Source organism: Psychrobacter sp. ANT206 (assembly GCF_056880555.1).
In genome coordinates this window covers 1,769,461-1,793,524 of the sequence record NZ_CP096271.1, presented here as the reverse complement: position 1 = coordinate 1,793,524, position 24,064 = coordinate 1,769,461, and the positions used below count along the sequence as shown (strand labels likewise).

Below are 24,064 nucleotides of genomic sequence, written 5' to 3'. Positions count from 1 at the left end.
CGATGATAAATAATGACAGAGCCAAACCTAACCATGTAAACCGAAAGCCAAACCTACCAAAGCATGAGAGCGGATTTACCTTGATTGAGGTGATGGTTGCTCTAGCGATTTTAGCGGTTGTGGCAGTGGCTGCGAGCCGTGCCAGTAGTGCTTATTTAAGCTCGGTCGATGTATTACGGACACGTACGCTTGCGCATTTTGTTGCCCAAAACGCTGCTGCTGACTTACGTATTCAAGACACCTGGCTAACTGCTAATAGTGCCCAGACAATCAATGCACAAGGTCGCGACTGGCAAATTACGATGACTGTGGGTGAGGGTATAACGCCAGCATTAAAAAAAGTGAATATCGCCGTTGCGCCTATCATAGATGGTCAGACGCGTACCGCAGTCAATGATATCAATGTGATACTGAGCAACTCAAAGCAAGATATAGGTAGTTTGGACTTGACTGGCTCAAACCCAAATGGAGGTAGTCTGTGAAATCTCAGCATGGATTTACCTTACTTGAGCTGATGGTCGCCATGGCAATATTTGCGATGCTAGCAGTGGCAGGCTGGCAGGTGTTTGATAGCGTCAATCGTGCTCGAGAACGTGCCCAGTTCCATGCAGATAATTTAGCCGTTTTGCAATATGCTTATCTGCAGCTACAGCAAGATATGGGGCAAATCGTTCCTTATCAAGCAGTAGATACTCAAATTGCCAGTGCTTCAAATGTCGATAATGCAAATAATAGCAATCAAGAAAATGCACTACAGCCTGCGCCTGAACCTTTTATGAGTCTGGATAGTACGCGTATCAGCTTTGTCCGTTTTGCTGATCCTGATCCTCGATATCAAAGCAGTCCTAGTATGCAGCATGTCGAATATATTTTTGCTGATGAGCGTTTGATTCGCCGTCAATATGCCAGTATAGGCGGAGGTAGTGATAGTATCAGTTTGGATAGTGTCTTGCTTGAAGGGGTGACAGCAGGGCAATGGCAAGCGTATTTGCCAGAAATAAGTACAAAGTTTCCCAATAAAGACAGTAATAGTGACAATGCCAGCTTGAACAGCCAGTTTGGAAAAGGGGCGGCGTCAACCACTGCTCAGCCTGAGAGTGTGCTGCTACCGAAAGGAGTTGCTATCACTTTCACTTATCAAGATATGCCGATTACCTGGCAGTGGGCGCTTGCTCCGCAGCCAATACCAAATAATAGTGCCAATAAAAATAATACTCCTGATAATTCTAACGGCAACGGCAACGGCAACGGCAACGGCAACGGCAACGGCAACGGCAATAGTAATGGCGCAAGCAACAATGATGCAGCCAATGGCAATGTAGATAATAATTCAGGGAATGGAATTTAATATATGCCAAGCATGCCAGTTATGCCCATGAAAGCCGACTCTCAGCGTGGTGTCGCGCTACTTACCATTTTATTACTAGTGGTTAGTATTACGGTGGTTGCAGGGGCGATGCTTGCCAGCCAAAAAATTGCGATTAGACGCAGCGGTTTGTTGTTTGATCAAAACCAGCTCTTACAAGATATCGATGCCGGTCAGCAACTAGCGGTTACGATGATTCGTGCCGATGCTAATCTAAATGACACTGATAGTACGCAAGATATCTGGGCAAAGCCTGTACCCCCTTATACCTTGGGCACACATAGTATTGGCATTGAAATACGTGATGAAGCCAGTCGCTTTAATATCAATAATTTATATCAAAACGGCGCAGTTGATAGTAATGCTTTGGCAGTGTTTCAACGGCTATTAACCCAATTGAATTTGGCGCCAGATATTGCTATTGCTGTTCTTGATTATCAAGATACAGACAGTGAGGTTTATCAAGATGGTGGTGATGAAAGTACGGTTTATAACCAGCAGTCTAATAGCTCAGCGGATAACGATTTACCCAATCAACGATTGGTCAATATCGATCAGCTGCAAAATGTAAAAGGCATCAATGCGGAAGTATTGGCAGTGCTACGACCTTATATCGCAGTGGTGCCACATTATTTACCTATTAATATGAATACAGCCAGTCCGGTGATACTTGCTGCTCTGATCGACGGCGCAACTAGTCAGCAAATGCAAACCATCGTTGATCTACGGGAAAAGCAAGTAGTCGAGTCTATTGATGAGATATGGCAGTTGCCAATATTAAGCAGTTTGGATAATAAGCAACGAAAAGCACTAACGCCACTCCTGGCGGTTGATAGCCAAGCTTTTACGGCACTGATCACTGCTACGGATAATGCAACTGTTGGTCAGGCAAGACAACGCTATGCAACCATCATGATTAGCAAGACTGCTACTGATGTTACGGAAAATAGCAATAACAGCGATGATACCAATATCAATAATAAAAACGCTGATAACAAAAAGCCCAAAGAGGTTCGCGTGGTGACGCAACGACTTTGGGCATTTCGACCAAATTTTTGATGATTATCACTAAACGATAATCATCAAAAACAATCAAATATATGTCTTATTAATCACTTAAGTGAGTTTCTTCAGTAGATTTCCAATTATAAGCGCCATAAAACAACATCTGTGCTTGGCGCGTACAATTATGTAGCATCAGCTGCTTTCGTTGTTCAATTTCAGCCAAGTCGACTTCATCATCATGATCTTCAGTATAAGTCAGCTCTAGCCAATCAATAATCCAAGAGAAGAACATATTGACCCCAGCCTCAGCCAGCAGTCTACGATCATAAGTATTAATGTGGGTAAAAGCAGGCTGTAACGCCAAATCGTCTGCTAAGCTTCCCCCATGCTGTTTGATAAGCTCATTGATGGCTTTACGGACGGCGTCCGAGCCACCATAGCGCTCACTGACCAAAAACTGCCAATAGTAGGGTTGCTCACTGACCATATGCAAGAATAGCTGGATACTTTTGGCAATTTGACGCTCAAAGCTGCGTTTACGTCCAATATGCAAACTCTCACTCAAAGTGGCTAATGTACCACCTAGCTCTTCAATAACCAAAGCGCGACCGAGCGATTCCATATCATCAAAATGGCGATAAAATGCGGTCGGCACGACACCAACCTCGCGCGTGACTTGTCTGAGGCTAATAGAGCTAAAAGATTGTCCTGTCATACATAAATCAAGCACTGCATTAAAAAAGGCGTGCCGAGTTTGAAGTTTTTTTTGTTCGCGACTGCTCATAATATTTCAAAATTAACTGATAGATGTCTATCATACTCATTTCATTGCAAAAATACGAATGAAATACGCTTAAATGTCGCTTTTAAACAACAGTCCCCCAATGTCCTTGTAGCTCTTGAGCCAATCGATAAGCTTCATGGTCGTTCATGCCCGTTATAAAATCTAAGACATTGAGCATATTTTGATAAATATTATCTGTTAAAACACGGTGATGCTCATCAAGATGTGGCTTTAGCAACATGAGCAAACGCTGTTGTTCAAAGGACATCGGTGTGCTTGTCTGATTTGTCCAAGCTAACGGCATAAAAGCATCTAACAGGCGATGCAGACATTGATTGGCCATTAGCTCCATGCGCACTTTACTTGGGTGGTTAAAAATTTTTTCACGTGCTAACTCTTTGGCTTGGGTAATACCGTGCTGAACGGTCGCATCACAATGGGTAAATAGACTGCCTTGCAGTGTACCCGCTAGCATCGCATCACTATTATCAACAAACGCATCGGTGACGGTATTGACCAATCGCATCATTGCCCGTGCACGTAGTGATGCCAGATGCTGCCTGACGGACATATGTGTAGGCAGGCTGATAGTGCTAGGACGCTCGCCAATCAGCTCATAGAAGATAGCAGCCACCTCATTGTAGGTAAGCATATTTAGATTGATACCATCTTCTAAGTCTATCAGCGCATAACAAATATCGTCAGCAGCTTCCAACAAATAGGCGAGGGGATGGCGAGCATAACCGTCATGCTGCTCTGAGCGAGGTAGATTCAAGCATGCTGCTAACTCTTCTAACTGTGCGGCTTCACTATAAAAGCAGCCAAATTTCTGCGCCTTAGCTGATATCCTGCTGTGCGGAGTACTTTGATGACTGCTTTGAGTGTCATTATTACTATGCGTCGCAAGCCAAGGATATTTCATAAACGCGCCTAGCGTGGCACAAGTCAAGCGCATACCACCTGCATCAGGGTGATGCTCATTACGGATGAGTATGCGAAATCCTTGCGCATTACCCTCATAAGCCAACAAGTCTAATTGCTCATTGCTGCTCATATTTTGCAGAATGGTTTGACGTTCAGAGTGCATAAACCAGTCACGAATAGCGTACTCTCCTGCATGCCCAAAGGGTGGATTGCCGATATCATGGGCGAGGCACGCCGCTTGTACGATGACACCCATATCAGCTGGCGTGACACCATCAGGTAAACCACCGTCTAGTTTGTCATGTAGCTTCTCGGCTGCCATGATCCCTAAAGAGCGCCCAATGCAAGAAACCTCTAGTGAATGTGTAAGTCGGGTATGAATGCCCAATTGGTTGGTCAATGGATGGACTTGGGTCTTTTGATTGAGTTGACGAAAGGAATGCGAAAACACCAATCGGTCATAGTCTTTATGAAAAGAAGAGCGCGCAGTATCTTGAGCAGGGGCTTTTTTCTGACTACCTAAACGCTGGGCACTAAATAGTTTTGCCCAGTGGCTACGGCTATTAAGTGGTTTATTGATAGGAGCGATCATAGTACATAATCCTTTATTCTTATTATTTAATGGTTGTCGCTCCCAGTATAATAAAAAAAGCCAGCATCAAGGCTGGCTTTTGGTTGTTCTATGCTAAGACTGTGTAAACATGCTGTCTAGTATTAAAGGTTAAGCATTAAACATTAAAACGGAAATGCATCACATCGCCATCTTGTACGATATAAGTCTTGCCTTCTAAGCGTGATTTACCGGCAGCAGCAGCACCTTTTTCGCCGTTATGTTCGATAAAGTCGTCATAAGCAATGACTTCAGCACGAATAAAGCCACGCTCAAAATCCGTATGAATCACGCCAGCTGCCTGAGGTGCGGTTGCGCCAACAGCGACTGTCCATGCACGCACTTCTTTTACACCAGCGGTAAAGTAAGTCTGCATATCAAGCAAATCATAACCACCACGAATCACTTGGTCAAGGCCGGCCTCGAGCATGTCCATTTCAGCCAAGAAGTCTTTTTTATCATCTTCATCAAGCTGGGCAATTTCAGATTCGATTTGGTTACACAATGCGATAACGATAGAATCTTCGCCAGTGGCATAGTTGCGTACGGCATCAAGATATGGATTATTCTCAAAGCCGTCCTCAGAGACGTTAGCGATATACATGGTAGGCTTCAGAGTAATTAAACCATAACTTCTGATTAATTTTTTCTCATCAGCATCAAGATTGGCGGCGCGTGCGGCTTGACCTTCTGCTAATAACGGCTCGATTTTCTTAAAAATATCAAGCATGGCGCCAGCGTCTTTATCACCGCCTTTGGCTTTTTTGGTCAAGTTAAAGATCGCGCGCTCAACCGCTTCTAAATCGGCTAATGCCAATTCAGTATTGATGGTCTCGATGTCGTCGATAGGGCTAACGCGACCATCAACGTGTACGACGTTGTCGTCATCAAAACAGCGTACCACGTGCGCAATCGCATCGGTCTCACGAATATTGGCTAAGAATTGGTTGCCCATGCCTTCGCCTTTTGACGCACCAGCGACCAAACCTGCGATATCCACAAACTCCATCGTCGTTGGTAGTACGCGCTCAGGGTTAACGATATCAGCCAGTTTCTTTAGGCGTGGGTCAGGCACTGGAACGATACCCGTATTGGGATCTTTGGTACAAAATGGAAAGTTTTCAGCGGCGATACCCGCTTTGGTCAAGGCGTTAAACAGGGTGGATTTACCCACGTTTGGTAGACCGACGATGCCGCAATTAAAACCCATAACATGCTCTCAATATATTGATAAAATCAGTTGATATAAGACTTAGTAAAATAGTAAATCAAAATTGGGCGTATTGTAGCAAATTTAACCGAATATGGGTGAGGTTGTTATACTGGTTAATTGGAATTTCATCGAGCAGTATTAGCTGCCTTTTTGGTTCTCATTATTATGCTAAGCTACTGTAGTTGAAGCACTTCAAAATAGACAACGATAGGGTGCTTTTGTTGCCAGAATAGCATTCATTAACTTCTATTTCTCTCTTTAGACATTTAGACTCCTGATGGTTTTTATACGTGAATAGTCTAAGTCGCTGAAAGCAATAGATTTCTACTGTTTTTGTGAGATCGGATAATAACTGATTCGATAAGCTTGGGGCGTTATTCCACATTCAATCCATTTCTTTTTATAAAGCGGTTTTAAATCACTTTACTTATCTAGCACAGCCCTTAGAATAAATGAATAAACCATTAAAAATAGGAGCACTTTAAGGTGCGATTGACCAATTACAGTGATTATGCACTGCGCTCGTTAATATATTTGGCGACTAAGCCCGAGCCGACGTTATTGGCAAATATCAGTGATATTGCCAATAGCTATCATATATCTAAAAGTCATTTGACCAAGATTATCCAGCAGCTCGGACAGCTTGGTTATATCGATAGTGTGCGCGGTAAGAATGGCGGTATTCGCTTAGCGCACGCGCCAAAAGACATTAATTTGGGTGAATTGATTAAACAAATAGAGCCGGATTTTGCTTTGGTTGAGTGCTTTTCTACAAACTCATTGGACAGCTCGATCGCTGATATTAATAGTGCTGTAATAAATGAAGACAAGAACGCTAGCGCCAACGATATGTCATTAAAACTGATTGATGAAACTGTAAGTCACATAGCTTCAGGCTGTATTATCAGTCCGGTCTGTCAGCTAAAACAGGTGCTTGCTGAAGCGTTGACAGCATTTATTGCCGTGCTTGAACGCTATACATTGGCAGACATTATCGAGAATAAGGATGAGCTTGCAGCGTTATTATCATAATTTTCATAACATATTTTCTCTATTTTGAAAGGCAATTTAAATAAGACAGGATGTTGTGATCTACTTAGCATCATTGTGAAGTTATTATTAATATTATGCCATTCTAGTGAGAATTATTTAAATTAACTTCAAGATTATTAAAGAGTCATATTATAAAATGCGTTTGCAAAATGAGCGCATCAGCTGTTATGGCAGTTATGTTATTAACAGGTTGCTCAAGTTTAGATACGGTTAGCAACGCCACTCAAGACAGTACCATACAAGTTGCCCCGACGTTGCAAACAGGGTTTCGCGCTAAAAAAGGCTACCCATTTTGGTAGCCTTTTTTATCGTTTATCCAATCAACAATTACGCGTTTTCAAGCTTAGGTCGTGCTTTTGCAATCGCTTTTAATAATGCCTTCTCAAAATCGCCATCTTTAAATTTGACCAAATAAGAATGTGCTGCGCAAAAGTTGCGTACATCGCGCCAGTCATTTGCCAAGTTGCTCGCCCAATCACAATACTCTTTGCCAGCATTTGGCTCATTTTTTAGTGCTTTTTTGGTAGTAGGATGTAGCAATAATTCAGGTAACACCGCTTCTAATAGCTTTGTCGGTGGACTCATAAAAGTATCATCGACGTGTAAGCTTTTGCTAGCAGGATGGAATGCCAGCAGCGAACCTGCATGAATCATCTCATTAGGTGCGATATAGTGAACCCCTTGTGACAATGAGAACTTAAGCTCAGGATAACGCTCAGCGACCGCATCACTTTCGACCAAATCGTCTGCCCATTGCACTTCAGGTACTTTTTGATGATGCCGACTACTGCCATAAAAAGTCGCTTGCGAAAAGTCTTTTGCCATTTGCGCGCAATGGACAGTATGAAAGGGGTGCAAATTAAGTACCGCTTCGACATCTTGCCCATTATTAGTCAGTGCCATCACTTGCGCTCGCACGTCATCAGTCAAGGTGTAGCTGTCTAAAAAAACAAATCGTCCAGAGGCAAGCTTAACCAATGAGCATTGTGTACCGATATTCAGCACACCGCCTAAACGAAACGTACCACGAATGTTCCAAAATCCTGCACCCAAATCTATGATTTTATCGCTCATTAATACTCGTCCTTATGGTTTATTTTTTTAACTATTTTAGTGGTTATACGGCTGCTGATATATAAACGCTTATGCCTATGTATAGGTATACAAAGTTTGCCATAAAAAAGATAGCAGGATGTGTATCAATATACGAATGTAGAAATGTATTGATTTGATGTTGTGTTGGCACCGGATCGAAAGTTTGAGTTGTTTATTCTGCTAACAATTTGGTAAGTAATTCATCTATTTCCGCTTTAAACTCTTTATCTTCGATTTTATTGGCGGTAATTTTTGCGTTCTGCAGGCTGGTAATTGCAGTATCTTTTTGCCCCAATTCAACTTGGATAACTGCCATAGAAAACGCAATGGATGACAGATGGTCTTTTGAATTGATGGCTTTGGCTTTTTCAAGTGCCTTATCATAAATGACCAACGCTTCATCTAACTCTGCAGTGAAGTCGGCTAGCGTTTCCCATTGCTCTGGATGGTCTTTATCGGTATTTTCATTATCGACACAAATCGCTTTTAACTCGCTATATAGCCAATTAAAGGCTTCTTGATGTCCTTTTCTATCGGCTTCTAGTAGCTTTTCAGCCAAGGTATAAACGGACTTGTATATTTTGGTGTTAATCATGACTTACATCCTTTTTAAAATTAAGCATAGCGTTTTAGGCAACATATGGCTGAAATTACGGGCAACACTGTAGGTAAAATACGGACAAATCGTTATTTTAACATCATTTGTGTTACTGCTGAACGCCATACATTGGAAGGGACTGTAAAATAGCACCCTACCTGCGCTGACTCAAGAGACGATTGAGTTTATCCACGGTTTCTTATTGAGCGCTTTATAAGCCGTTTTTATAGTTATAGGCTTATATTTGCAGGCTAATGCCATTATGGTGTTGAATGCTGTTTTGTAACATAGCGCAACCTGTGTTTGTTATGTGCTGTGATAAAATGCAACTTAACTTTTTAAGAATTATTGGCTTTGGAACTCAGCTGATTTAGTGAATAAGACTTTAATGGAAAATACCGTGATTAAAATTGCCTTCATTAAATTTTTTTGATGTTAAGTCATGATTTTTACAGTTATTAGATTAGATATTTTGTGTACGATTGCCATATTTCTATCACCCACGCCCAATTAGCCTAAGCTAAATGAGCCTTTTTATAGTCAGTACTCTTTTGAATAATCATATAAATAACAACACGACAAAGATACCCTTTGATTCGCCTTCATGGGTGCTGAAGTTAACTATTGGTCTGATTGGGATGTTCGCCTTTTTGCAGGTGTATTCTATTCAAGCGGTATTGCCAGTATTGATGGTAGATTTTTCAGCGACTGAAGTGCAGGCAGGGATGGTTGTTGGCGCAACAGTGATGGCGATTGCCATTATGTCACCGTTTTTAGGGATGCTATCTGATGCGGTCGGGCGCAAATCTTTTATCGTTGGGGCCTTGTTGTTTTTAGCGATACCTACTGCTTTAATCGCCCAAAGTCCTAGTATTGGCTGGCTCGGTATGTGGCGCTTTATGCAAGGATTGTCTGTCCCAGGCATTACGGTTGTGACCATTGCCTATATCGGTGAGGAGTTCGAGGGGCGAGCTGTCACAGAGCTGATGTCATTCTATGTCTCAGGCTCGGTACTTGGCGGCTTTATGGGGCGGTTCTTACTGGGGCATTTGCATGAATATATTGGCTGGCGTGCAGGCTATTATGTGATGGCAGCGATGACGCTTATCGGTGCACTATGGGTTGGCAAGATGTTGCCATCGTCGCGGCATTTTGTAGCCAATCCAAATTTTCGCTCAGCGATGCAGACGCTTGGTGAGCATTTGACCAATCGTTATGTGGTAACCGCATGTTTGCTCGGTGCTTGTGTGCTTTTTTCGCTCGTTGGTTGCTTTACCTTTATCAATCTACATCTTGCTGGCACGCCTTATGAGCTTAGCACTGGCGCGCTTGCTAATATTTTTGCGGTGTATTTAATCGGAGTGATTATCACGCCATTGTCGACAACATTATTACGTCGATTTGGGGCAGCACGCACCGTTCGAGTGGCAGTGATTTTTTCGATGCTTGGTGCGTTATTAACGCTGGTCACGCCATTATGGGGCATTATTATTGGGCTTGCCATTATGTCGTCAGGCGTTTTTGTTACCCAAGCGGCAACCATTAGCTATATTGCCGTCAATGTCAAAAACGGACGTTCATTAGCTTCAGGTTTGTATTATATGGCTTATTATGCGGGCGGCACGATGGGCGCCTGGCTGTGTGGTATCGTTTATGCACGTGGACAATGGTCATTAACCGTTTGGCTATTATTATTTGTACAAGTATTGGCACTTTTGGTCGCAAGTTTTGGCATGATAAAAACAAAACCGCGTTCTGCTTAATGCCAGACAAAATAACACCAGACAAACCAACATAAGAGATAAAATAAGCTATCACAAGCTAAGCAATTGAGAAACGATTATTTTCGAACAATGAGTATTGTGCCACTTACGTGTCATGCCTTTACATGAGGCTGGTTTTTTTTTACTATCAAGAGGTTATTGATAAAAACATCATTATGTAATCACGACTGATATCCAGTCGATTGGTTTTTATCTGCACTCAAAAATACTATAAACAAGGACGTCAAACTTATGTCAAATATCTATCACAGTGCGCCATCCGCCTATGATTTTCCGCTATTGGTTAAGCAGTTATTAAACCGAGCCAAAACCGTATCACAAGATCAAGAAATCGTTTATGCAGATAAAAAACGTTTTACTTATAAAGACTTATTTAACCGTATCAATCGTTTGGCGAATGTTTTAGACGGCTTAAACCTTGATGCTGGTGATGTGGTTGCTGTGATGGATTGGGACAGTCATCGCTATCTTGAATCCTACTTTGCCGTACCGATGTCAGAGTATATTTTGCAAACGGTCAATATTCGTCTATCACCTGACAAAATCCTTTATACCATTAATCATGCTAAGCCAAAGGTGCTGCTACTCAACTCTGAATTTGCGCCGTTGGTCAAAGATTATCAGTTTGAAAACTCCAGCATTGAGCATATTATTTGGTTAGATGATAATGGCGTGACCTCTGAGGGCGTATTCGGGGGTAACCAGAACCGTGTCAAAGGTGAATATGAGGCGCTACTTGATGCTGCTGATGACCATTTTGATTTCCCAGATTTTGATGAAAACACCATTGCTACAACTTTTTATACCTCAGGTACGACAGGTGATCCGAAAGGCGTGTTCTTTAGCCATCGTCAGTTAGTACTGCATACCCTGACGGAAGCAGCGTCGATTGGTATGTTGCCAAATAAACAAGGCGTCAGCTATGGTGATGTCTATATGCCAATGACCCCGATGTTCCATGTCCATGCGTGGGGCTTTCCGTTTACAGCTACTATGACAGGTCTAAAGCAAGTATATCCTGGTCGTTATGCACCTGATTTGTTGATGGATTTGATTATCAATGAAAAGGTCAGCATCACCCACTGTGTACCGACAATTTTGCAAATGGTACTCAAAGAAGCGCAAGACCGCGGTGCCAGCTTTAATGGTCTAAAAATGATTATTGGTGGTTCACGATTGACAGAAGGCTTGGCAAAAGCGGCGATGGATCAGGGTATTGAAGTTTATACCGGTTATGGCATGTCGGAGACCGCACCTCTAATCAGTCTGACTGACTTTAGCCTCAATGAGCCCCAGCTGAGTGAAGAAGAGGATATTGCTCGCCGCTGTATGACGGGTAAGCCTGTACTTATGGTTGATGCTCAAGTATGGGGAGAGAACAATCAGCCAGTTGGTACAGGTCAGGACAATACTGGCGAGCTGGTATTACGCGCACCGTGGTTGACCCAAAGCTATTTAAAAAATGATGACGCTGGCAAAGAGCTGTGGGAAAACGGCTACATGCATACCCAAGACATCGCTTATATACGACCTGATGGCTATATCAAAATCACCGATCGCTTAAAAGATGTGATTAAGTCAGGTGGCGAGTGGATATCTTCACTAGAGATTGAGACGATTCTATCGCTACATCCTTCGGTAGCAGATGTGTCTGTGATTGGGGTACGTGATAAGCAATGGGGCGAACGTCCATTAGCATTGGTAGTACTCAAACCAAATTGCCAAGATACCAAAGTTGATGACATCAAAGCGCTGGCAGAGCAGGCAGTAGCCCGTGGTATCATTCCAAAATACGGTATACCTAGTCAGTTTAAGTTTGTCGATGAACTACCAAAGACCTCTGTTGGTAAACACGATAAAAAAGTGATGCGTGAGATGTATGCCAATCAGAGCGAGGTATAGTTTTTTTAAACTAACTCAACTATTAAGGAGATAACAGGCTTAATAGTTGACCTTTATGATTGGCTCTGCTACATTTTAAACCGATACACACTAAATCGATACGTAGTGTATCGGTTTTTTTTGATTTAGTAAGGATAGCTGGCCGGGATAGCCAGTCTTATATTATGATATTATCGGACAAATCACATCGCATTACCCATCATTTATGCTAAGGACAGCTATTATGAGCGCGCAAACCGCCACTGCAGTGACCAATCAAACGTCAGCTCCAACATTTCAAGCACTAAATACGACTCAAACCTTTGCTGAGATTTATCAGTCTTCTATTGAAAATAAAGAAGAGTTTTGGGCGGAGCAAGCCAAGCGTATCTATTGGCATAAAGAGCCTGAGCAAATCCTTGATGACAGTAATTTGCCATTTGCTAAATGGTATGTCGGCGGCGAAACCAATCTTTGCTATAACTGTGTCGATCGTCATCTTGAAGAACGTGCAGAACAGGATGCTTTTATTTGGCTATCATCAGAGATTAATCAAGAACTCGTAGAAACCTATCCTGCTGTAGTCGATGCTTTTAAAGACTTGGGTAATAACGTTGAGTTCTATACCGACTATACTAAGCGCCGCCTGACTTATAACGACCTTTATAAAGAAGTGAATTATTTTGCCGATGTATTAAAGCGTCACGGTATTGAGAAGGGCGATCGTGTCATCATTTATATGCCGATGATTTTAGAAGCCGCTTATGCAATGCTGGCATGCGCGCGTATCGGTGCGGTGCATTCGGTGGTATTTGGTGGCTTTGCCGCCCATAATTTAGCCATTCGTATGGATGATGCTGAAGCAAAAATGGTCATCACAGTGGATGCAGGTTTGCGTGGTGGTAAAGTCGTCAACTATAAAAACCTTGTCAATCAAGGTATCGAGCAGGCAACCACCAAGCCTGAGCATGTAGTAGTGGTCAATCGTGGTATTTTGCCGTTTGAAGTAAAAGAGCTGGATGTGGACTATGCCACTGAACGCCGTATCAGCTGCGAAGCCAATGCTATCGTCGAGCCTGTATGGCTTGAGTCTAATACGCCATCGTATCTGCTTTATACCTCTGGTACGACGGGCACACCAAAAGGCGTGCAACGTGATACCGGTGGTCATGCAGTAGCACTGACCACATCGATGGACTATATCTACGACGGTAAGGCAGGCGAGACGTTTTGGGCGATATCTGATATCGGTTGGGCCGTTGGGCATTCTTATACCATCTATGCGCCATTGCTCGCTGGCATGACCAGTGTTATGTATGAAGGCTTACCACATTTGCCAAATCCTGGTATCTGGTGGCGAATTGTAGAAGCTAACAAGGTCAATATTTTGTTTACCGCACCAACTGGTGTGCGTATGCTGAAAAAGCAAGATGAGACATGGATGACGCGCTACGATGTCTCAAGCGTCAAATCCTTCTTTTTGGCAGGTGAGCCACTAGATGAGTCTACTGCCAGCTGGCTGACCAAGCATTTGGGCGTACCGATTTTAGATCATTATTGGCAGACAGAATCAGGTTGGCCTATTCTGAGTAATACTCCTAGGTTCGCTGATAAACCGCACAAACAAGGCTCACCTGGCTATCCTATGTATGGCTACGATGCGCAGGTCATCAATGAAGAAACTGGCGAGCCGTGTAAAGCGGGCGAAAAAGGTTTACTCGCTATTCGCGCGCCCTTACCACCGGGTTGTTTGACCACAGTTTGGGGTAATGATAAGCGCTTTATTGATAGCTACTTTAGCTTAGCGGATAGCAATCAATATTCGACGTCAGACTATGCAGTCGTTGACGAAGACGGCTATTTTCATATTCTTGGGCGTACCGATGACGTCATTAATGTCGCTGGTCATAGACTGGGCACCCAAGAGATTGAAGAGGCGATCAGTATGCATGCAGAGGTCGCAGAGTGTGCGGTCGTGGGTATTCAAGATGAGCTAAAAGGCGAGCTGCCGATTGCTTTTTGTGTGTTAAAAGATCATGAACTGGTGGCAACGACTGAAAACCGCTTCCGCCTTGAGCAGCAAGTAATTGGCGCGGTAGTAAAATCCTTGGGTGGTATCGCACGACCTGCTGCGATTTATTTCCCGCAAGCATTACCAAAGACGCGCTCTGGTAAGATATTGCGCCGTGCTATTCGGGCGTTAGCAGAGGATAAACCCACTGGTGATATGTCTACCCTTGATAATCCAACGGCTATTGATGCGGTCAAGCAATCTATGAAAGATTACTAGGCGCATTTTCAGGCACGTTTTAAAATTACCTTTATCTGAAAAAGCTCATGAATGCTCATGGGCTTTTTTATTGTCGTTAATAGCTTATGGGTTATGGTAGATAAATCGGACATTAACGTTAACTTTACTAAAAGCAGCATAAAGAGCTTGACCCTAAAATTGTTTTATTGTTATAGTCAATAACGATACGAAATAAATCATTTTAAAATTATATAACAGAATGATAAATTCTAAGTTTTTAGATTTAAAGCTTTCAAAATTCTAAGCCGTCACCTAATGGCGGTCTTACAAACAAGATAAGGATATCTTATGCACCACGTCAAGCAGCTCATCAATGGTCAATTTGTTGATTCTAATACTAGCGAATGGATTGATATTACCGATCCTGCCACTCAAGAAGTCATTGCCAAGGTACCGCAAACGACAGACGATGAAATCAATCAAGCAGTCGCTGCCGCTCAAACGGCTTTTCAAACGTGGCGCAAAACACCAATTACCACTCGTGCCCGTATCTTTTTAAAGTATCAAGCACTGATTCGCGACCATATGGATGAATTAGCAGAGATTTTGACTGCAGAGCAGGGTAAGACCATTGCTGATGCGCGTGGTGATGTATTCCGAGGTTTAGAGGTAGTCGAGCATGCAGCAGGCATTGCAAATCTACAGATTGGGGACTTTGTTGAAAACGTTGCATCAGGTGTTGATACTTACAGTATTTGGCAGCCACTTGGTGTTTGTGCAGGCATTACGCCGTTCAACTTCCCAGCGATGATTCCACTGTGGATGTTTCCAATGGCGATTGCCACGGGTAATACTTTTATCTTAAAACCTTCTGAACAAGATCCGATGGTGACCATGCGTTTGGTTGAACTTGCGGTTGAAGCGGGTGTACCTGAAGGGGTTCTAAACGTCGTACATGGCGGCAAAGCCACCGTTGATGCGATTTGTGATCATCCTGATATCAAAGCAGTTTCTTTCGTCGGTTCGACCAATGTCGGCAAACATGTTTATGAGCGTGCCAGTCAATCAGGCAAACGTGCTCAGTGTATGATGGGCGCAAAAAACCATGGCGTTATCTTGCCGGATGCCAATAAAGAGCAGACTCTTAATCAGCTAGCAGGTGCCGCATTTGGTGCTGCTGGTCAACGTTGTATGGCATTGTCTGTCGTTGTCCTTGTCGGTGCTGCTGGTGAGTGGATTGATGACATCAAGGCCAAAGCAGAAGGTTTAATCGTCTCAGCCGGTAAGCACGATAAAGATTTGGGTCCACTGATTTCTCCTGCGGCAAAAGCGCGTGTTGAGCATTTGATTGGCACAGGGGTTGAGGAAGGGGCGAGCTTGATACTTGATGGCCGTGGTATTACAGTTGAAGGGTATGAGAAGGGCAACTTCGTTGGTCCAACTATCTTTGATAACGTCACAAGCGACATGCAAATTTACAAAGAAGAAATCTTTGGACCTGTACTGTGCATCATGCGTGCCAATAGCTTAGATGAAGCGATTGAGCTACTTAATGCTAATCCGCATGGTAATGGTACTGCTATCTTCACTCAGTCAGGGGCTGCAGCGCATAAGTTCCAGCAAGATATCCAAGTCGGTCAAATCGGTATTAACTTGCCGATTCCTGTGCCACTACCGATGTTCTCGTTTTCAGGCTCACGTGCTAGTAAGCTTGGTGATCTGGGTCCTTATGGTAAGCAAGCGGTGCAATTTTATACCCAAACTAAAACTGTGACGGCGCGCTGGTTTGATGATGAAGCAAGTCGCGGTGTTAATACGACTATTTCAATTTAACGCTGAATCACCTATATTTGCATTGACGCTTTAATATACTCTATTCAGCACAAGGATGATCTTATGGATTTCTCATTGACAGACGACCAAATTGCCTTTCGCCAAACTGCCAGACAGTTTGCCCAAAAAGAGCTAAAGCCCAATGCTGCTGAATGGGATCGCACCTCGCATTTCCCGATTGATGTCATCAAAAAATCAGGCGAGCTTGGCTTTTTAGGGTTATATACCAACCCTGAGTATGATGGCTTGGGCTTGCCGCGTTTAGATTCTGCCATGGTTTTTGAAGAGCTAGCCTGGGGTGATACCGCAGTAGCTGCTTATATGAGTATTCATAATATGGCAGGCTGGATGATTGGTGAGTTTGGTAGCGATGTGTTGTGCAAAAAATATTTGCCAAATATGGTCAGTGGTGAATGGCTAGGCAGTTATTGTTTGACCGAGCCTAATGCCGGTTCTGATGCCGCATCATTACGTACCAAAGCCGATAAGCACGGCGAGTATTATGTGTTGAACGGTGAAAAAACCTTTATTTCAGGCGCAGGCTCAACCGATGTGTTAGTGGTTATGGCTCGTACGGGCGGCGCAGGACCGAAGGGGATTTCAGCGTTCGTGGTTGATGCAGATAGCGCTGGTATCGAATACGGCAAAAACGAGCATAAAATGGGCTGGAAAGCACAGCCGACACGGACGATTAGCTTTAAAGATGTCAAAGTTCCAGTAGAGAATCTCATTGGCGAAGAAGGTCAAGGTTTTCGTATTGCTATGAAGGGTTTGGATGGGGGTCGAATTAATATTGGTATCTGTGCAGTAGGAACGGCGCAAGCGGCGCTTGAGACAGCGACCAATTATGTACAAGAGCGCAGTCAGTTTGGCAGCCCGATTGCCAGCTTACAGTCGATACAGTTTAAGCTTGCCGATATGTTGACTCAAACCATCACCGCACGGCAAATGCTGTATTTAGCGGCGAGCAAAGTCGACAATAAGGATGCGCAAGCCTCTACTTATTGTGCGATGGCAAAGCGTTTATCGACCGATCTTTGTTTTGATGTAGCCAATGAAGCTCTACAATTACATGGTGGCTATGGCTATCTCAATGAGTATCCGCTTGAGCGTCATGTGCGAGATTTGCGTGTGCATCAGATTTTGGAAGGTACCAATGAAATTATGCGCGTGATTGTCTCGCGCCAGCTATTACAAGATGATGCATTGAGCCAACTGCGCTAACTATTTATATGAATAAAATGATTTTATGATAAGGATGTTTGATCATGACGGATTATACCAACTTAAAACTATCGATTGATGGTCATACTGCAACGCTAACATTGAACAATCCACCTGCTCATACGTGGACGATGGACAGTCTTAAGGCGCTTAAGCAATTGGTCACTGACCTCAATGCTAATGATGAGGTATATGCACTAATCGTTCATGGTGATGGTGAGAAATTCTTTTCAGCGGGCGCCGATCTAAATAATTTTGCAGATGGCGATAAAGGTCGCGCAATCAGTATGGCGATAGCCTTTGGTGAAGCGTTCGAAGCACTGTCAGCCTATCGCGGCGTTAGCATTGCAGTGATCAATGGCTATGCGATGGGCGGTGGTCTTGAGTGCGCACTCGCTTGTGATATCCGTATTGCAGAAGACCATGCTCAAATGGCATTACCTGAGACAGGCGTTGGCTTGTTGCCGTGTGCTGGTGGTACCCAAAATCTAACGGCTTTGGTAGGCGAAGGCTGGGCAAAGCGCATGATATTGTGCGGCGAGCGCGTCGATGCCGAGACTGCACTACGCATTGGCTTAGTCGAAGAAGTTGCTGCGAAAGGTGAAGGATTACAAACAGCTCAAGCACTGGCGCAAAAAGTTGCTAAACAATCACCCGTTGCAGTCAGTTATTCCAAAAAACTTATTCAAGCAGCAAGACACACACCACCTGCGCAAAACCTTATCGATGAACGTGAAGCCTTTGTTAAATTGTTTGATACTGAAGATCAGCGCGAAGGTGTGCAAGCATTTTTAGAGAAGCGTAAGCCTGTTTGGCAAAATAAATAAACGATACCTTAATTACTTTAACCAAAAGTTAGTTTAATCAAAATAATATTTTCTCACTTTTTCATTTTGTAGGTCACATTTATGACAGCAGCTATAGAAGGCATATCAGACGCGCCGGTATTATTCAGCACCGAGCCGACAGATTGTGGTCACCTTATTGGGATAATGACGTTAAATATGCCCAAATCTCTTAATGCCTTGAGCGTTGAGATGTGTCAATTGTTATCGCAACAACTAGAGCAGTGGCAAGGTGATGAGCAAGTAGTGGCATTGCTATTAAAAGGCGCAGGCGACAAAGCGTTTTGTGCAGGCGGTGATATTCGTAGGTTATATGACAGTATGTCAGCAACAGCGCCTATGCCAAATCCTTATGCGACGGATTTTTTTGGTCATGAGTACAGTCTTTATCGACAAATGCACTTTTATCCTAAACCGTTAATCTTGTGGGGCGATGGCATCATTATGGGCGGCGGCATGGGGTTGATGGCAGGCTGTAGCCATCGCTTGGTCACTGAGCGTACCCGTTTTGCTATGCCTGAGATTACCATTGGTCTATTCCCTGATGCCTCTGGCAGTTGGTTTTTGCAACGCATGCCGGCCAAAACTGGTTTATTCTTAGGGCTGACAGGTGCAATGTGTAATGGTAGCGATGCATTATTGACCAACTTAGCAGAGTATGCAGTTGCCAGCTCTGATTATGACGCTATCATGCAACGTCTGAAGCAAAGTGATTGGCAACCAGCAGCTAATGCAGACAATAAGGAAAGCTATAAAGAAAATAACAACAGCGCCCATAGTATCGTGAGTCGGGCATTGGCGGCGCAGCCTGTTGCTGAATTGCCTACTAGTAAGCTTGCGCAGCATTGGTGTGCTATTCAGCAGCTAATGAACAGGGGCGGTTTGGGTGATATCGATGCGCTATTACAAAGTGATGAGGCGCTCACAGAGCTCGATGCAGATTTTGCTGCCGACAGTTGGACACAGCGAGCCATTGCAACCTATCGACATGGCTGTCCAGTGACTGCGGCATTGACCTATGCGCTATATCATAAGGTGACGGATTTATCGCTAGAGCAAGTTTTGTACCTAGAGACCAATGTCGCTGTACATTGTGCGGCTAACCCTGATTTTAAGGAAGGCGTACGTGCGTTATTGATTGATAAAGATCGGACGCCAAACTGGTCTCGTACGTTAGCTGAGTGTTTGAGTGCAGAGGGACAAGATTATATCCAGCAGCATTTTACCAATCCATATGCCAAAGGCGAGCATCCTTTAGATGATTGGCTGAGCGATGCTGCACTGGGTAATGAGGCTGTTCGCTAACCAGATATTTAGCATCTGATTTAAGCCAACTTAACTGGATTAAGTGAAATTTGAAAAATTAAAACTAATTGCATAATCAATCATCAAGGAGCGATGAGATGGCTACAAAGGATATAGGTTCAAGTAGTACAACTACGACTGATAATGATGGTAATACAGCAAAGCCAAATATCGCCTTTATTGGACTAGGTAACATGGGCGGTCCAATGGCAGCAAACTTGTTAAAGGCAGGTTATACGCTATCGGTTTATGATTTATCTGTAGAGGCGACCGCGCGCTTGCAACAAGCGGGTGCCAATATAGCAGAGAGTCCGAAAGATGCTGTTCAAAATGCCCAAGTGATTATCAGTATGTTACCTGCTGGCAAGCACGTGCATTCTGTCTATCTAGGAGAAGGTAGCTCTGACGGTCTACTTGTAGACTTACCAAAAGGTACTTTGGTTATCGATAGCAGTACCATAGCAGCAGCTGATGCTAGGAAAGTAGCAGAAGTTGCAAGTAAGCTTGGTATTGATTTTTTAGATGCGCCAGTCTCTGGCGGTACAGGTGGCGCTATCGCTGGCACATTGACCTTTATCGTTGGTGGAGACGATGCAGCCTTTGCCAAAGCTGAACCGATACTGGCTGTAATGGGAAAAAATATCTTCCACGCAGGCGAGCATGGTGCAGGACAAGTAGCTAAAATCTGTAATAATATACTGCTTGGAATTCTGATGGCAGGAACGGCAGAGGCGATTAATCTAGGCGTCAAAAATGGTCTCGACCCAAAAGTGCTATCCGATATCATGCTACAAAGCTCCGGTCGTAACTGGACGCTAGAGGTCTACAACCCGTACCCGCAAGTGATGGAAAATGTCCCATCGAGCAATGGCTATCAAGGCGGCTTTATGAGTAAGCTGATGCAAAAGGATCTTAACCTTGCCATGCAAACCGCTCAAGACACGCATGTAGAGACACCAATGGGCGCTAAAGCAACTGAGCTATATGCTGCGCATACCATCGAGAATGGTGATAGAGATTTTTCTAGTATTATGGCGCGTCACGACAGCTCTGTATTGTCTTAAATTATTAAGCACACAAATAAAAAAGGTCGGCATTATAGTAATAGTGCAGACCTTTTTTTGACTTATTTCTAGTTTATATCAAGGCATTTAACTTGGCAGCTCGTAGACCAGAGACTGAATATCTTGCGCCGCTTTTTGCAGTCGTGGCACATAGGTTAAGAGGTCATCTAAAGACACCCGTATGGTCGGTGCATGCAGATATAACGAAGCAAGGTAGCGTGATTTCCTATCCCTTATCGGTACGGCGATTGCCACCATCTCAGAGATAAACTCTTCGTTATCGATACCTATGCCTGTTTCAGCGATACGATCAAGCTCAGCGTTTAGCGCATCGATATCAGTGATGGTGTTTTTAGTGAACTTATCTAGTGACAAATTTTGTAGTATTTTTTCGCGGCTTGCACTCGGCAACTGACTTAAATACAGCTTCCCAGTCGCTGTACACCACATTGGCGACTTTGCGCCCACTGGTAAATAAATCTGTATCGGCAAGGTCGTTTGTGCGCGGTTGGTATAGATCATATTCATGTGATAAGGAACACCGATACCGCAGGTTTCTTTTAGCTCATCGACCAGTTTTTGCAAAATCATTTGACGTTCATTAAAGAACAGTCGCTGCTGCCAAAGCTCAACACCCAAATTGCGTACGCGTTTACCCGGTATAATACCGCCGCCAATATCAATTGTCACGAACCCTTCATCAACCAGATTTTGAATCAATCGATGAATGGTTGGCTTCGGAATATCAAGCTCCTGCGATAGCTCTAGTGGCGAAATCGGTTTTGAGGCATAAGATACCGCCTCAATAATCTCTAGCACACGGGTAATCGACGATACTTTAGGCATATAAATGACTCAGTAATAATAAAAAAACAAAGCAAGTAGCTATATCATAACGGATATAATCGCCTCTAAAAATAGAGCAGAACAGTCAAGGCGATAAGGCTAAAAATGAATAAGCGCAAAGGCATACAGTAATTGGCTTACTGACTCTAATTTAGCACAATATAACCCTTAGACAAGCCTACCTCTTATTATATAGTAACGTATTTACATTGCGTGGATTTATAACAAAATTATCTGAGAATTTTTCGGTTTTCGTAGCAATATTAGATACGTTTAGTCACAAAGTACAACAATCTGTAGTAATTAACTCTATAACTGTTATTGCGTTATTTCACAAGATGCTTCATCATGCAGACATATTTTGTAATACCTTTACATGAGCATTAAGCATTCCAATAATCATGTGTAGGCTGCGCGGTGGCTTTAATAGCATTGTGTAACAAAAGGGCGAAGTATTGCGGGCTGGTGTAGTAATTATTACAATATCTATGCAATCTTTACATAATGGTAAATAAAAAGTGCATCTTTAGGGGTGACTTTTTGAGCCAAAATTGTTTTAATCCTCGCATCAAAATGATTGTTTAAAAAAGTTAGATTTTCATTTTTTTATGGGCGTGTTATTTCATACTTTAGGAGAGTAATTATGAAACTTATTCAATTAACAGCAATCACTGCTGCCGTTTTAGCCTCAACTGCTGCTCTTGCAGCTGATCCAGTTATCGTTATTGATGGCAATGACGCTGTTGTATACGAAGCTGAGCCAGTAGCAGTTGCTTATCAAGCAGACGCTGGTTATGCCTATAATGCAGACGCTGGTGTGTTACGTAACACCACTGGTGCAGTTGTTGGTGGTACTAAGACTTTCTTCCAAACTGTTACTCATCCAGCAGCGATCAGTGCTGAAGTTGGTACTTTAGGTTATGGTGCTAACATCGCTTGGGGCTTAAACGACAAAACTGAAATTCAAGCTGGTTGGGCAGGTGGCGATGTTGCTGATTTATTCGGCGGCGATTTTGATGCAAACGACGTAAACTACGAAGTCGATTCTGACTTCAGCAACCCGTACTTAGGCGTACAAGTACGTCCTATGGCGAACTGGTTCACTATGGGTGCTGGTATTATCGTTCCTGATAACGATTTTGATGTACGTGCAAATGCTAATGGTCCTAACTTTAGAATCAATAATGTTGACTACGATGCGAATCAAACTGGTACTTTAGAAGGTACTATGGAACATCGTAACAAACTAGCTCCTTATGCTACTATCGGTTTCCGTCCTAACATTACCAATAATTTTGGTCTGTTTGGCGAGCTAGGCGCTGCATATATGGGTCAAACTGATGCTACTGTCACTTCAAGTAATGCAAATGGTCCTGTTACAGCTAAGGACTCAGATGGCAATATTACTGTAGTTCAAGGTAAAGATGTTGCAGCTGCAGCAGAAAGAGAGCTAGAAAATAAAGACTGGTTAGAGTGGATGCCAATTGTTAAAGTTGGTGCAACTTACCGCTTCTAATTTAACAACCGTTTAAATACTGTTGTTAACAGAAGAATAAGCATAAAAAAACGATCCTTTTCAGGGTCGTTTTTTTATGTCTAAAATAAAGTAATAAATGTCATTTATTATCAGGTATTTGAGATTTATCAATAAACAATAACAGTTTGCTGTGAGGAAATAACAGAAATTCGATAGTTAGTCTTATCGTCAGTCAGAGTAAGCAAAGGTAGGATTTCTATAGGCTGATTGAGTACATCAATAATGATGGCGGAATAATCCATGCCTAAACCTTGGGCAAGCGTATATTGATCTATCTTGATAAAGCTTTCTTTTATTTGCCAAAGACATTTTATGGCAGAGTTACGCTGTATCATTGGCAATGCTTGCAAGATAGCCAGCTCTTTTGGATGATAGAATCGCTTTGCTACCTGCCATTTCACGGCATTGACTTCGATATCAATACCCGAGGCACGATGGCGACTGATAACGACAGCGACCTTGACGTATGGTATGTCTGATTTTTCTATATCATTTTGTATTCGAGTAGTATTTTTATTATTGCCATTGGTATGGCTAAAACACACATAATATTGGCTATGAGTGAGTCGATAAGGAAAATTTGATTCATCTAAACGATCGACGATATCCAGTCTTTTGAGCAATGCCTTCAATAATAGCCTTACGCCTGCACGTTGCTGCTGGCGTTGGTTATAAGCAATTTGAGGGGCAGTTAAGCAAGTAGTGGTTTTTTTAATATCGCAATGTGAAGCACGCACTTTAGCAGTCGCACACCACGTCATTGTCATGGGGTCGAGCTGAGTATAGAGAATATCGTGTAGCATTAAGTTTTGCATAGTCTGTATATTGTAGAAACTTATGGTTTAT

General features: G+C 43.1%; 21 protein-coding genes. 14 read left to right on the top strand and 7 right to left on the bottom strand.

Features of this window, described 5'->3' with window-relative positions; translation table 11 throughout:
* Positions 1 to 2 precede the first annotated feature (2 nt).
* The 3 genes from gspI to gspK are packed head-to-tail and all read left to right on the top strand — an operon-like array spanning position 3 to position 2,425.
* Complete coding sequence (gene gspI, locus M0221_RS07480; RefSeq protein WP_483283431.1) at positions 3 to 482, top strand: type II secretion system minor pseudopilin GspI; 480 nt, start codon at positions 3 to 5, stop codon at positions 480 to 482.
* Complete coding sequence (gene gspJ / locus M0221_RS07475; protein ID WP_483283430.1) at positions 479 to 1,348, top strand: type II secretion system minor pseudopilin GspJ; 870 nt, start codon at positions 479 to 481, stop codon at positions 1,346 to 1,348. Before gspI ends, gspJ begins: the two co-directional genes overlap by 4 nt.
* A 3-nt stretch (positions 1,349 to 1,351) precedes the next feature.
* On the top strand, positions 1,352 to 2,425 hold the full coding sequence (gene gspK / locus M0221_RS07470; protein WP_483283429.1) for a type II secretion system minor pseudopilin GspK: 1,074 nt from the start codon (positions 1,352 to 1,354) through the stop codon (positions 2,423 to 2,425).
* Between the two features lie 49 nt (positions 2,426 to 2,474).
* On the opposite strand, the gene M0221_RS07465 is transcribed toward gspK, so the two are convergent.
* The 3 genes from M0221_RS07465 to ychF form a co-directional block, all read right to left on the bottom strand.
* Positions 2,475 to 3,155: a TetR family transcriptional regulator gene (locus M0221_RS07465; protein ID WP_011513857.1), complete on the bottom strand. Its 681-nt coding sequence runs from the start codon at positions 3,153 to 3,155 to the stop codon at positions 2,475 to 2,477.
* 82 nt (positions 3,156 to 3,237) lie between these two features.
* Positions 3,238 to 4,671: a deoxyguanosinetriphosphate triphosphohydrolase gene (locus tag M0221_RS07460; protein WP_483283428.1), complete on the bottom strand. Its 1,434-nt coding sequence runs from the start codon at positions 4,669 to 4,671 to the stop codon at positions 3,238 to 3,240.
* A 136-nt stretch (positions 4,672 to 4,807) separates the two neighbouring features.
* On the bottom strand, positions 4,808 to 5,899 hold the full coding sequence (ychF, locus tag M0221_RS07455; protein ID WP_011513855.1) for a redox-regulated ATPase YchF: 1,092 nt from the start codon (positions 5,897 to 5,899) through the stop codon (positions 4,808 to 4,810).
* 489 nt (positions 5,900 to 6,388) lie between these two features.
* Between ychF and M0221_RS07450 the strand changes: the two genes are divergently transcribed.
* Positions 6,389 to 6,934: an Rrf2 family transcriptional regulator gene (locus M0221_RS07450; RefSeq protein ID WP_133104550.1), complete on the top strand. Its 546-nt coding sequence runs from the start codon at positions 6,389 to 6,391 to the stop codon at positions 6,932 to 6,934.
* Positions 6,935 to 7,104: 170 nt separating this feature from the next.
* Positions 7,105 to 7,254 carry a hypothetical protein gene (locus tag M0221_RS07445; protein WP_483283427.1) on the top strand — a complete coding sequence of 50 codons (150 nt, stop codon included), beginning with the start codon at positions 7,105 to 7,107 and terminating at the stop codon, positions 7,252 to 7,254.
* A gap of 28 nt (positions 7,255 to 7,282) precedes the next feature.
* Here M0221_RS07445 and M0221_RS07440 read toward each other — a convergent pair whose 3' ends face one another.
* Together M0221_RS07440 and M0221_RS07435 are read right to left on the bottom strand one after the other, a co-directional pair.
* Complete coding sequence (locus M0221_RS07440; protein ID WP_133104551.1) at positions 7,283 to 8,029, bottom strand: hypothetical protein; 747 nt, start codon at positions 8,027 to 8,029, stop codon at positions 7,283 to 7,285.
* Between the two features lie 193 nt (positions 8,030 to 8,222).
* Entirely contained in the window at positions 8,223 to 8,645 is a 423-nt protein-coding gene (locus M0221_RS07435; protein ID WP_483283426.1) for a tetratricopeptide repeat protein, read from the bottom strand.
* A gap of 641 nt (positions 8,646 to 9,286) precedes the next feature.
* On the opposite strand from M0221_RS07435, the gene M0221_RS07430 reads away from it, so the two are divergent.
* The 8 genes from M0221_RS07430 (at position 9,287) to mmsB (ending at position 20,835) form a co-directional block, all read left to right on the top strand.
* On the top strand, positions 9,287 to 10,411 hold the full coding sequence (locus M0221_RS07430) for an MFS transporter (RefSeq protein ID WP_483284770.1): 1,125 nt from the start codon (positions 9,287 to 9,289) through the stop codon (positions 10,409 to 10,411).
* 252 nt (positions 10,412 to 10,663) lie between these two features.
* Positions 10,664 to 12,334: a fatty acid--CoA ligase gene (locus M0221_RS07425; RefSeq protein WP_011513850.1), complete on the top strand. Its 1,671-nt coding sequence runs from the start codon at positions 10,664 to 10,666 to the stop codon at positions 12,332 to 12,334.
* Positions 12,335 to 12,557: 223 nt separating this feature from the next.
* Positions 12,558 to 14,603: a propionate--CoA ligase gene (locus M0221_RS07420; protein ID WP_483283425.1), complete on the top strand. Its 2,046-nt coding sequence runs from the start codon at positions 12,558 to 12,560 to the stop codon at positions 14,601 to 14,603.
* Positions 14,604 to 14,912: 309 nt separating this feature from the next.
* On the top strand, positions 14,913 to 16,397 hold the full coding sequence (locus tag M0221_RS07415; protein WP_483283424.1) for a CoA-acylating methylmalonate-semialdehyde dehydrogenase: 1,485 nt from the start codon (positions 14,913 to 14,915) through the stop codon (positions 16,395 to 16,397).
* A gap of 63 nt (positions 16,398 to 16,460) precedes the next feature.
* Entirely contained in the window at positions 16,461 to 17,621 is a 1,161-nt protein-coding gene (locus tag M0221_RS07410) for an acyl-CoA dehydrogenase family protein (RefSeq protein ID WP_483283423.1), read from the top strand.
* Positions 17,622 to 17,665: 44 nt separating this feature from the next.
* The gene (locus tag M0221_RS07405; RefSeq protein WP_483283422.1) at positions 17,666 to 18,448 is read left to right on the top strand and encodes an enoyl-CoA hydratase; all 783 of its coding nucleotides are present in this window, start codon (positions 17,666 to 17,668) and stop codon (positions 18,446 to 18,448) included.
* An 81-nt stretch (positions 18,449 to 18,529) separates the two neighbouring features.
* Positions 18,530 to 19,771, top strand: a complete 1,242-nt coding sequence (locus M0221_RS07400; protein ID WP_483283421.1) for an enoyl-CoA hydratase/isomerase family protein — start codon at positions 18,530 to 18,532, stop codon at positions 19,769 to 19,771.
* Positions 19,772 to 19,965: 194 nt separating this feature from the next.
* Positions 19,966 to 20,835, top strand: a complete 870-nt coding sequence (gene mmsB, locus M0221_RS07395; RefSeq protein WP_483284769.1) for a 3-hydroxyisobutyrate dehydrogenase — start codon at positions 19,966 to 19,968, stop codon at positions 20,833 to 20,835.
* A gap of 87 nt (positions 20,836 to 20,922) precedes the next feature.
* Here the strand turns inward: mmsB and M0221_RS07390 are convergent, their stop codons facing one another.
* Complete coding sequence (locus M0221_RS07390; protein ID WP_483283420.1) at positions 20,923 to 21,681, bottom strand: IclR family transcriptional regulator; 759 nt, start codon at positions 21,679 to 21,681, stop codon at positions 20,923 to 20,925.
* A gap of 643 nt (positions 21,682 to 22,324) precedes the next feature.
* Here M0221_RS07390 and M0221_RS07385 point away from each other — a divergent pair.
* Positions 22,325 to 23,197 (top strand): hypothetical protein, encoded by an 873-nt coding sequence (locus M0221_RS07385; protein WP_149491735.1) that lies wholly within the window; start codon positions 22,325 to 22,327, stop codon positions 23,195 to 23,197.
* Positions 23,198 to 23,325: 128 nt separating this feature from the next.
* Here M0221_RS07385 and M0221_RS07380 read toward each other — a convergent pair whose 3' ends face one another.
* Positions 23,326 to 23,985: a 4'-phosphopantetheinyl transferase superfamily protein gene (locus tag M0221_RS07380; protein WP_483283419.1), complete on the bottom strand. Its 660-nt coding sequence runs from the start codon at positions 23,983 to 23,985 to the stop codon at positions 23,326 to 23,328.
* Between the last annotated feature and the right edge of the window lie 79 nt (positions 23,986 to 24,064).

Excerpts from the sequence above, each read along its gene's own strand:
- gspI (WP_483283431.1), top strand. The coding sequence starts at position 3 with ATGATAAATAATGACAGAGCCAAACCTAACCATGTAAACCGAAAGCCA.
- gspK (WP_483283429.1), top strand. The coding sequence starts at position 1,352 with ATGCCAAGCATGCCAGTTATGCCCATGAAAGCCGACTCTCAGCGTGGT.
- M0221_RS07465 (WP_011513857.1), bottom strand. The coding sequence starts at position 3,155 with ATGAGCAGTCGCGAACAAAAAAAACTTCAAACTCGGCACGCCTTTTTT.
- M0221_RS07460 (WP_483283428.1), bottom strand. The coding sequence starts at position 4,671 with ATGATCGCTCCTATCAATAAACCACTTAATAGCCGTAGCCACTGGGCA.
- ychF (WP_011513855.1), bottom strand. The coding sequence starts at position 5,899 with ATGGGTTTTAATTGCGGCATCGTCGGTCTACCAAACGTGGGTAAATCC.
- M0221_RS07445 (WP_483283427.1), top strand. The coding sequence starts at position 7,105 with ATGAGCGCATCAGCTGTTATGGCAGTTATGTTATTAACAGGTTGCTCA.
- M0221_RS07440 (WP_133104551.1), bottom strand. The coding sequence starts at position 8,029 with ATGAGCGATAAAATCATAGATTTGGGTGCAGGATTTTGGAACATTCGT.
- M0221_RS07435 (WP_483283426.1), bottom strand. The coding sequence starts at position 8,645 with ATGATTAACACCAAAATATACAAGTCCGTTTATACCTTGGCTGAAAAG.
- M0221_RS07430 (WP_483284770.1), top strand. The coding sequence starts at position 9,287 with ATGTTCGCCTTTTTGCAGGTGTATTCTATTCAAGCGGTATTGCCAGTA.
- M0221_RS07425 (WP_011513850.1), top strand. The coding sequence starts at position 10,664 with ATGTCAAATATCTATCACAGTGCGCCATCCGCCTATGATTTTCCGCTA.
- M0221_RS07420 (WP_483283425.1), top strand. The coding sequence starts at position 12,558 with ATGAGCGCGCAAACCGCCACTGCAGTGACCAATCAAACGTCAGCTCCA.
- M0221_RS07415 (WP_483283424.1), top strand. The coding sequence starts at position 14,913 with ATGCACCACGTCAAGCAGCTCATCAATGGTCAATTTGTTGATTCTAAT.
- M0221_RS07410 (WP_483283423.1), top strand. The coding sequence starts at position 16,461 with ATGGATTTCTCATTGACAGACGACCAAATTGCCTTTCGCCAAACTGCC.
- M0221_RS07405 (WP_483283422.1), top strand. The coding sequence starts at position 17,666 with ATGACGGATTATACCAACTTAAAACTATCGATTGATGGTCATACTGCA.
- M0221_RS07400 (WP_483283421.1), top strand. The coding sequence starts at position 18,530 with ATGACAGCAGCTATAGAAGGCATATCAGACGCGCCGGTATTATTCAGC.
- mmsB (WP_483284769.1), top strand. The coding sequence starts at position 19,966 with ATGGGCGGTCCAATGGCAGCAAACTTGTTAAAGGCAGGTTATACGCTA.
- M0221_RS07390 (WP_483283420.1), bottom strand. The coding sequence starts at position 21,681 with ATGCCTAAAGTATCGTCGATTACCCGTGTGCTAGAGATTATTGAGGCG.
- M0221_RS07385 (WP_149491735.1), top strand. The coding sequence starts at position 22,325 with ATGAAACTTATTCAATTAACAGCAATCACTGCTGCCGTTTTAGCCTCA.
- M0221_RS07380 (WP_483283419.1), bottom strand. The coding sequence starts at position 23,985 with ATGACAATGACGTGGTGTGCGACTGCTAAAGTGCGTGCTTCACATTGC.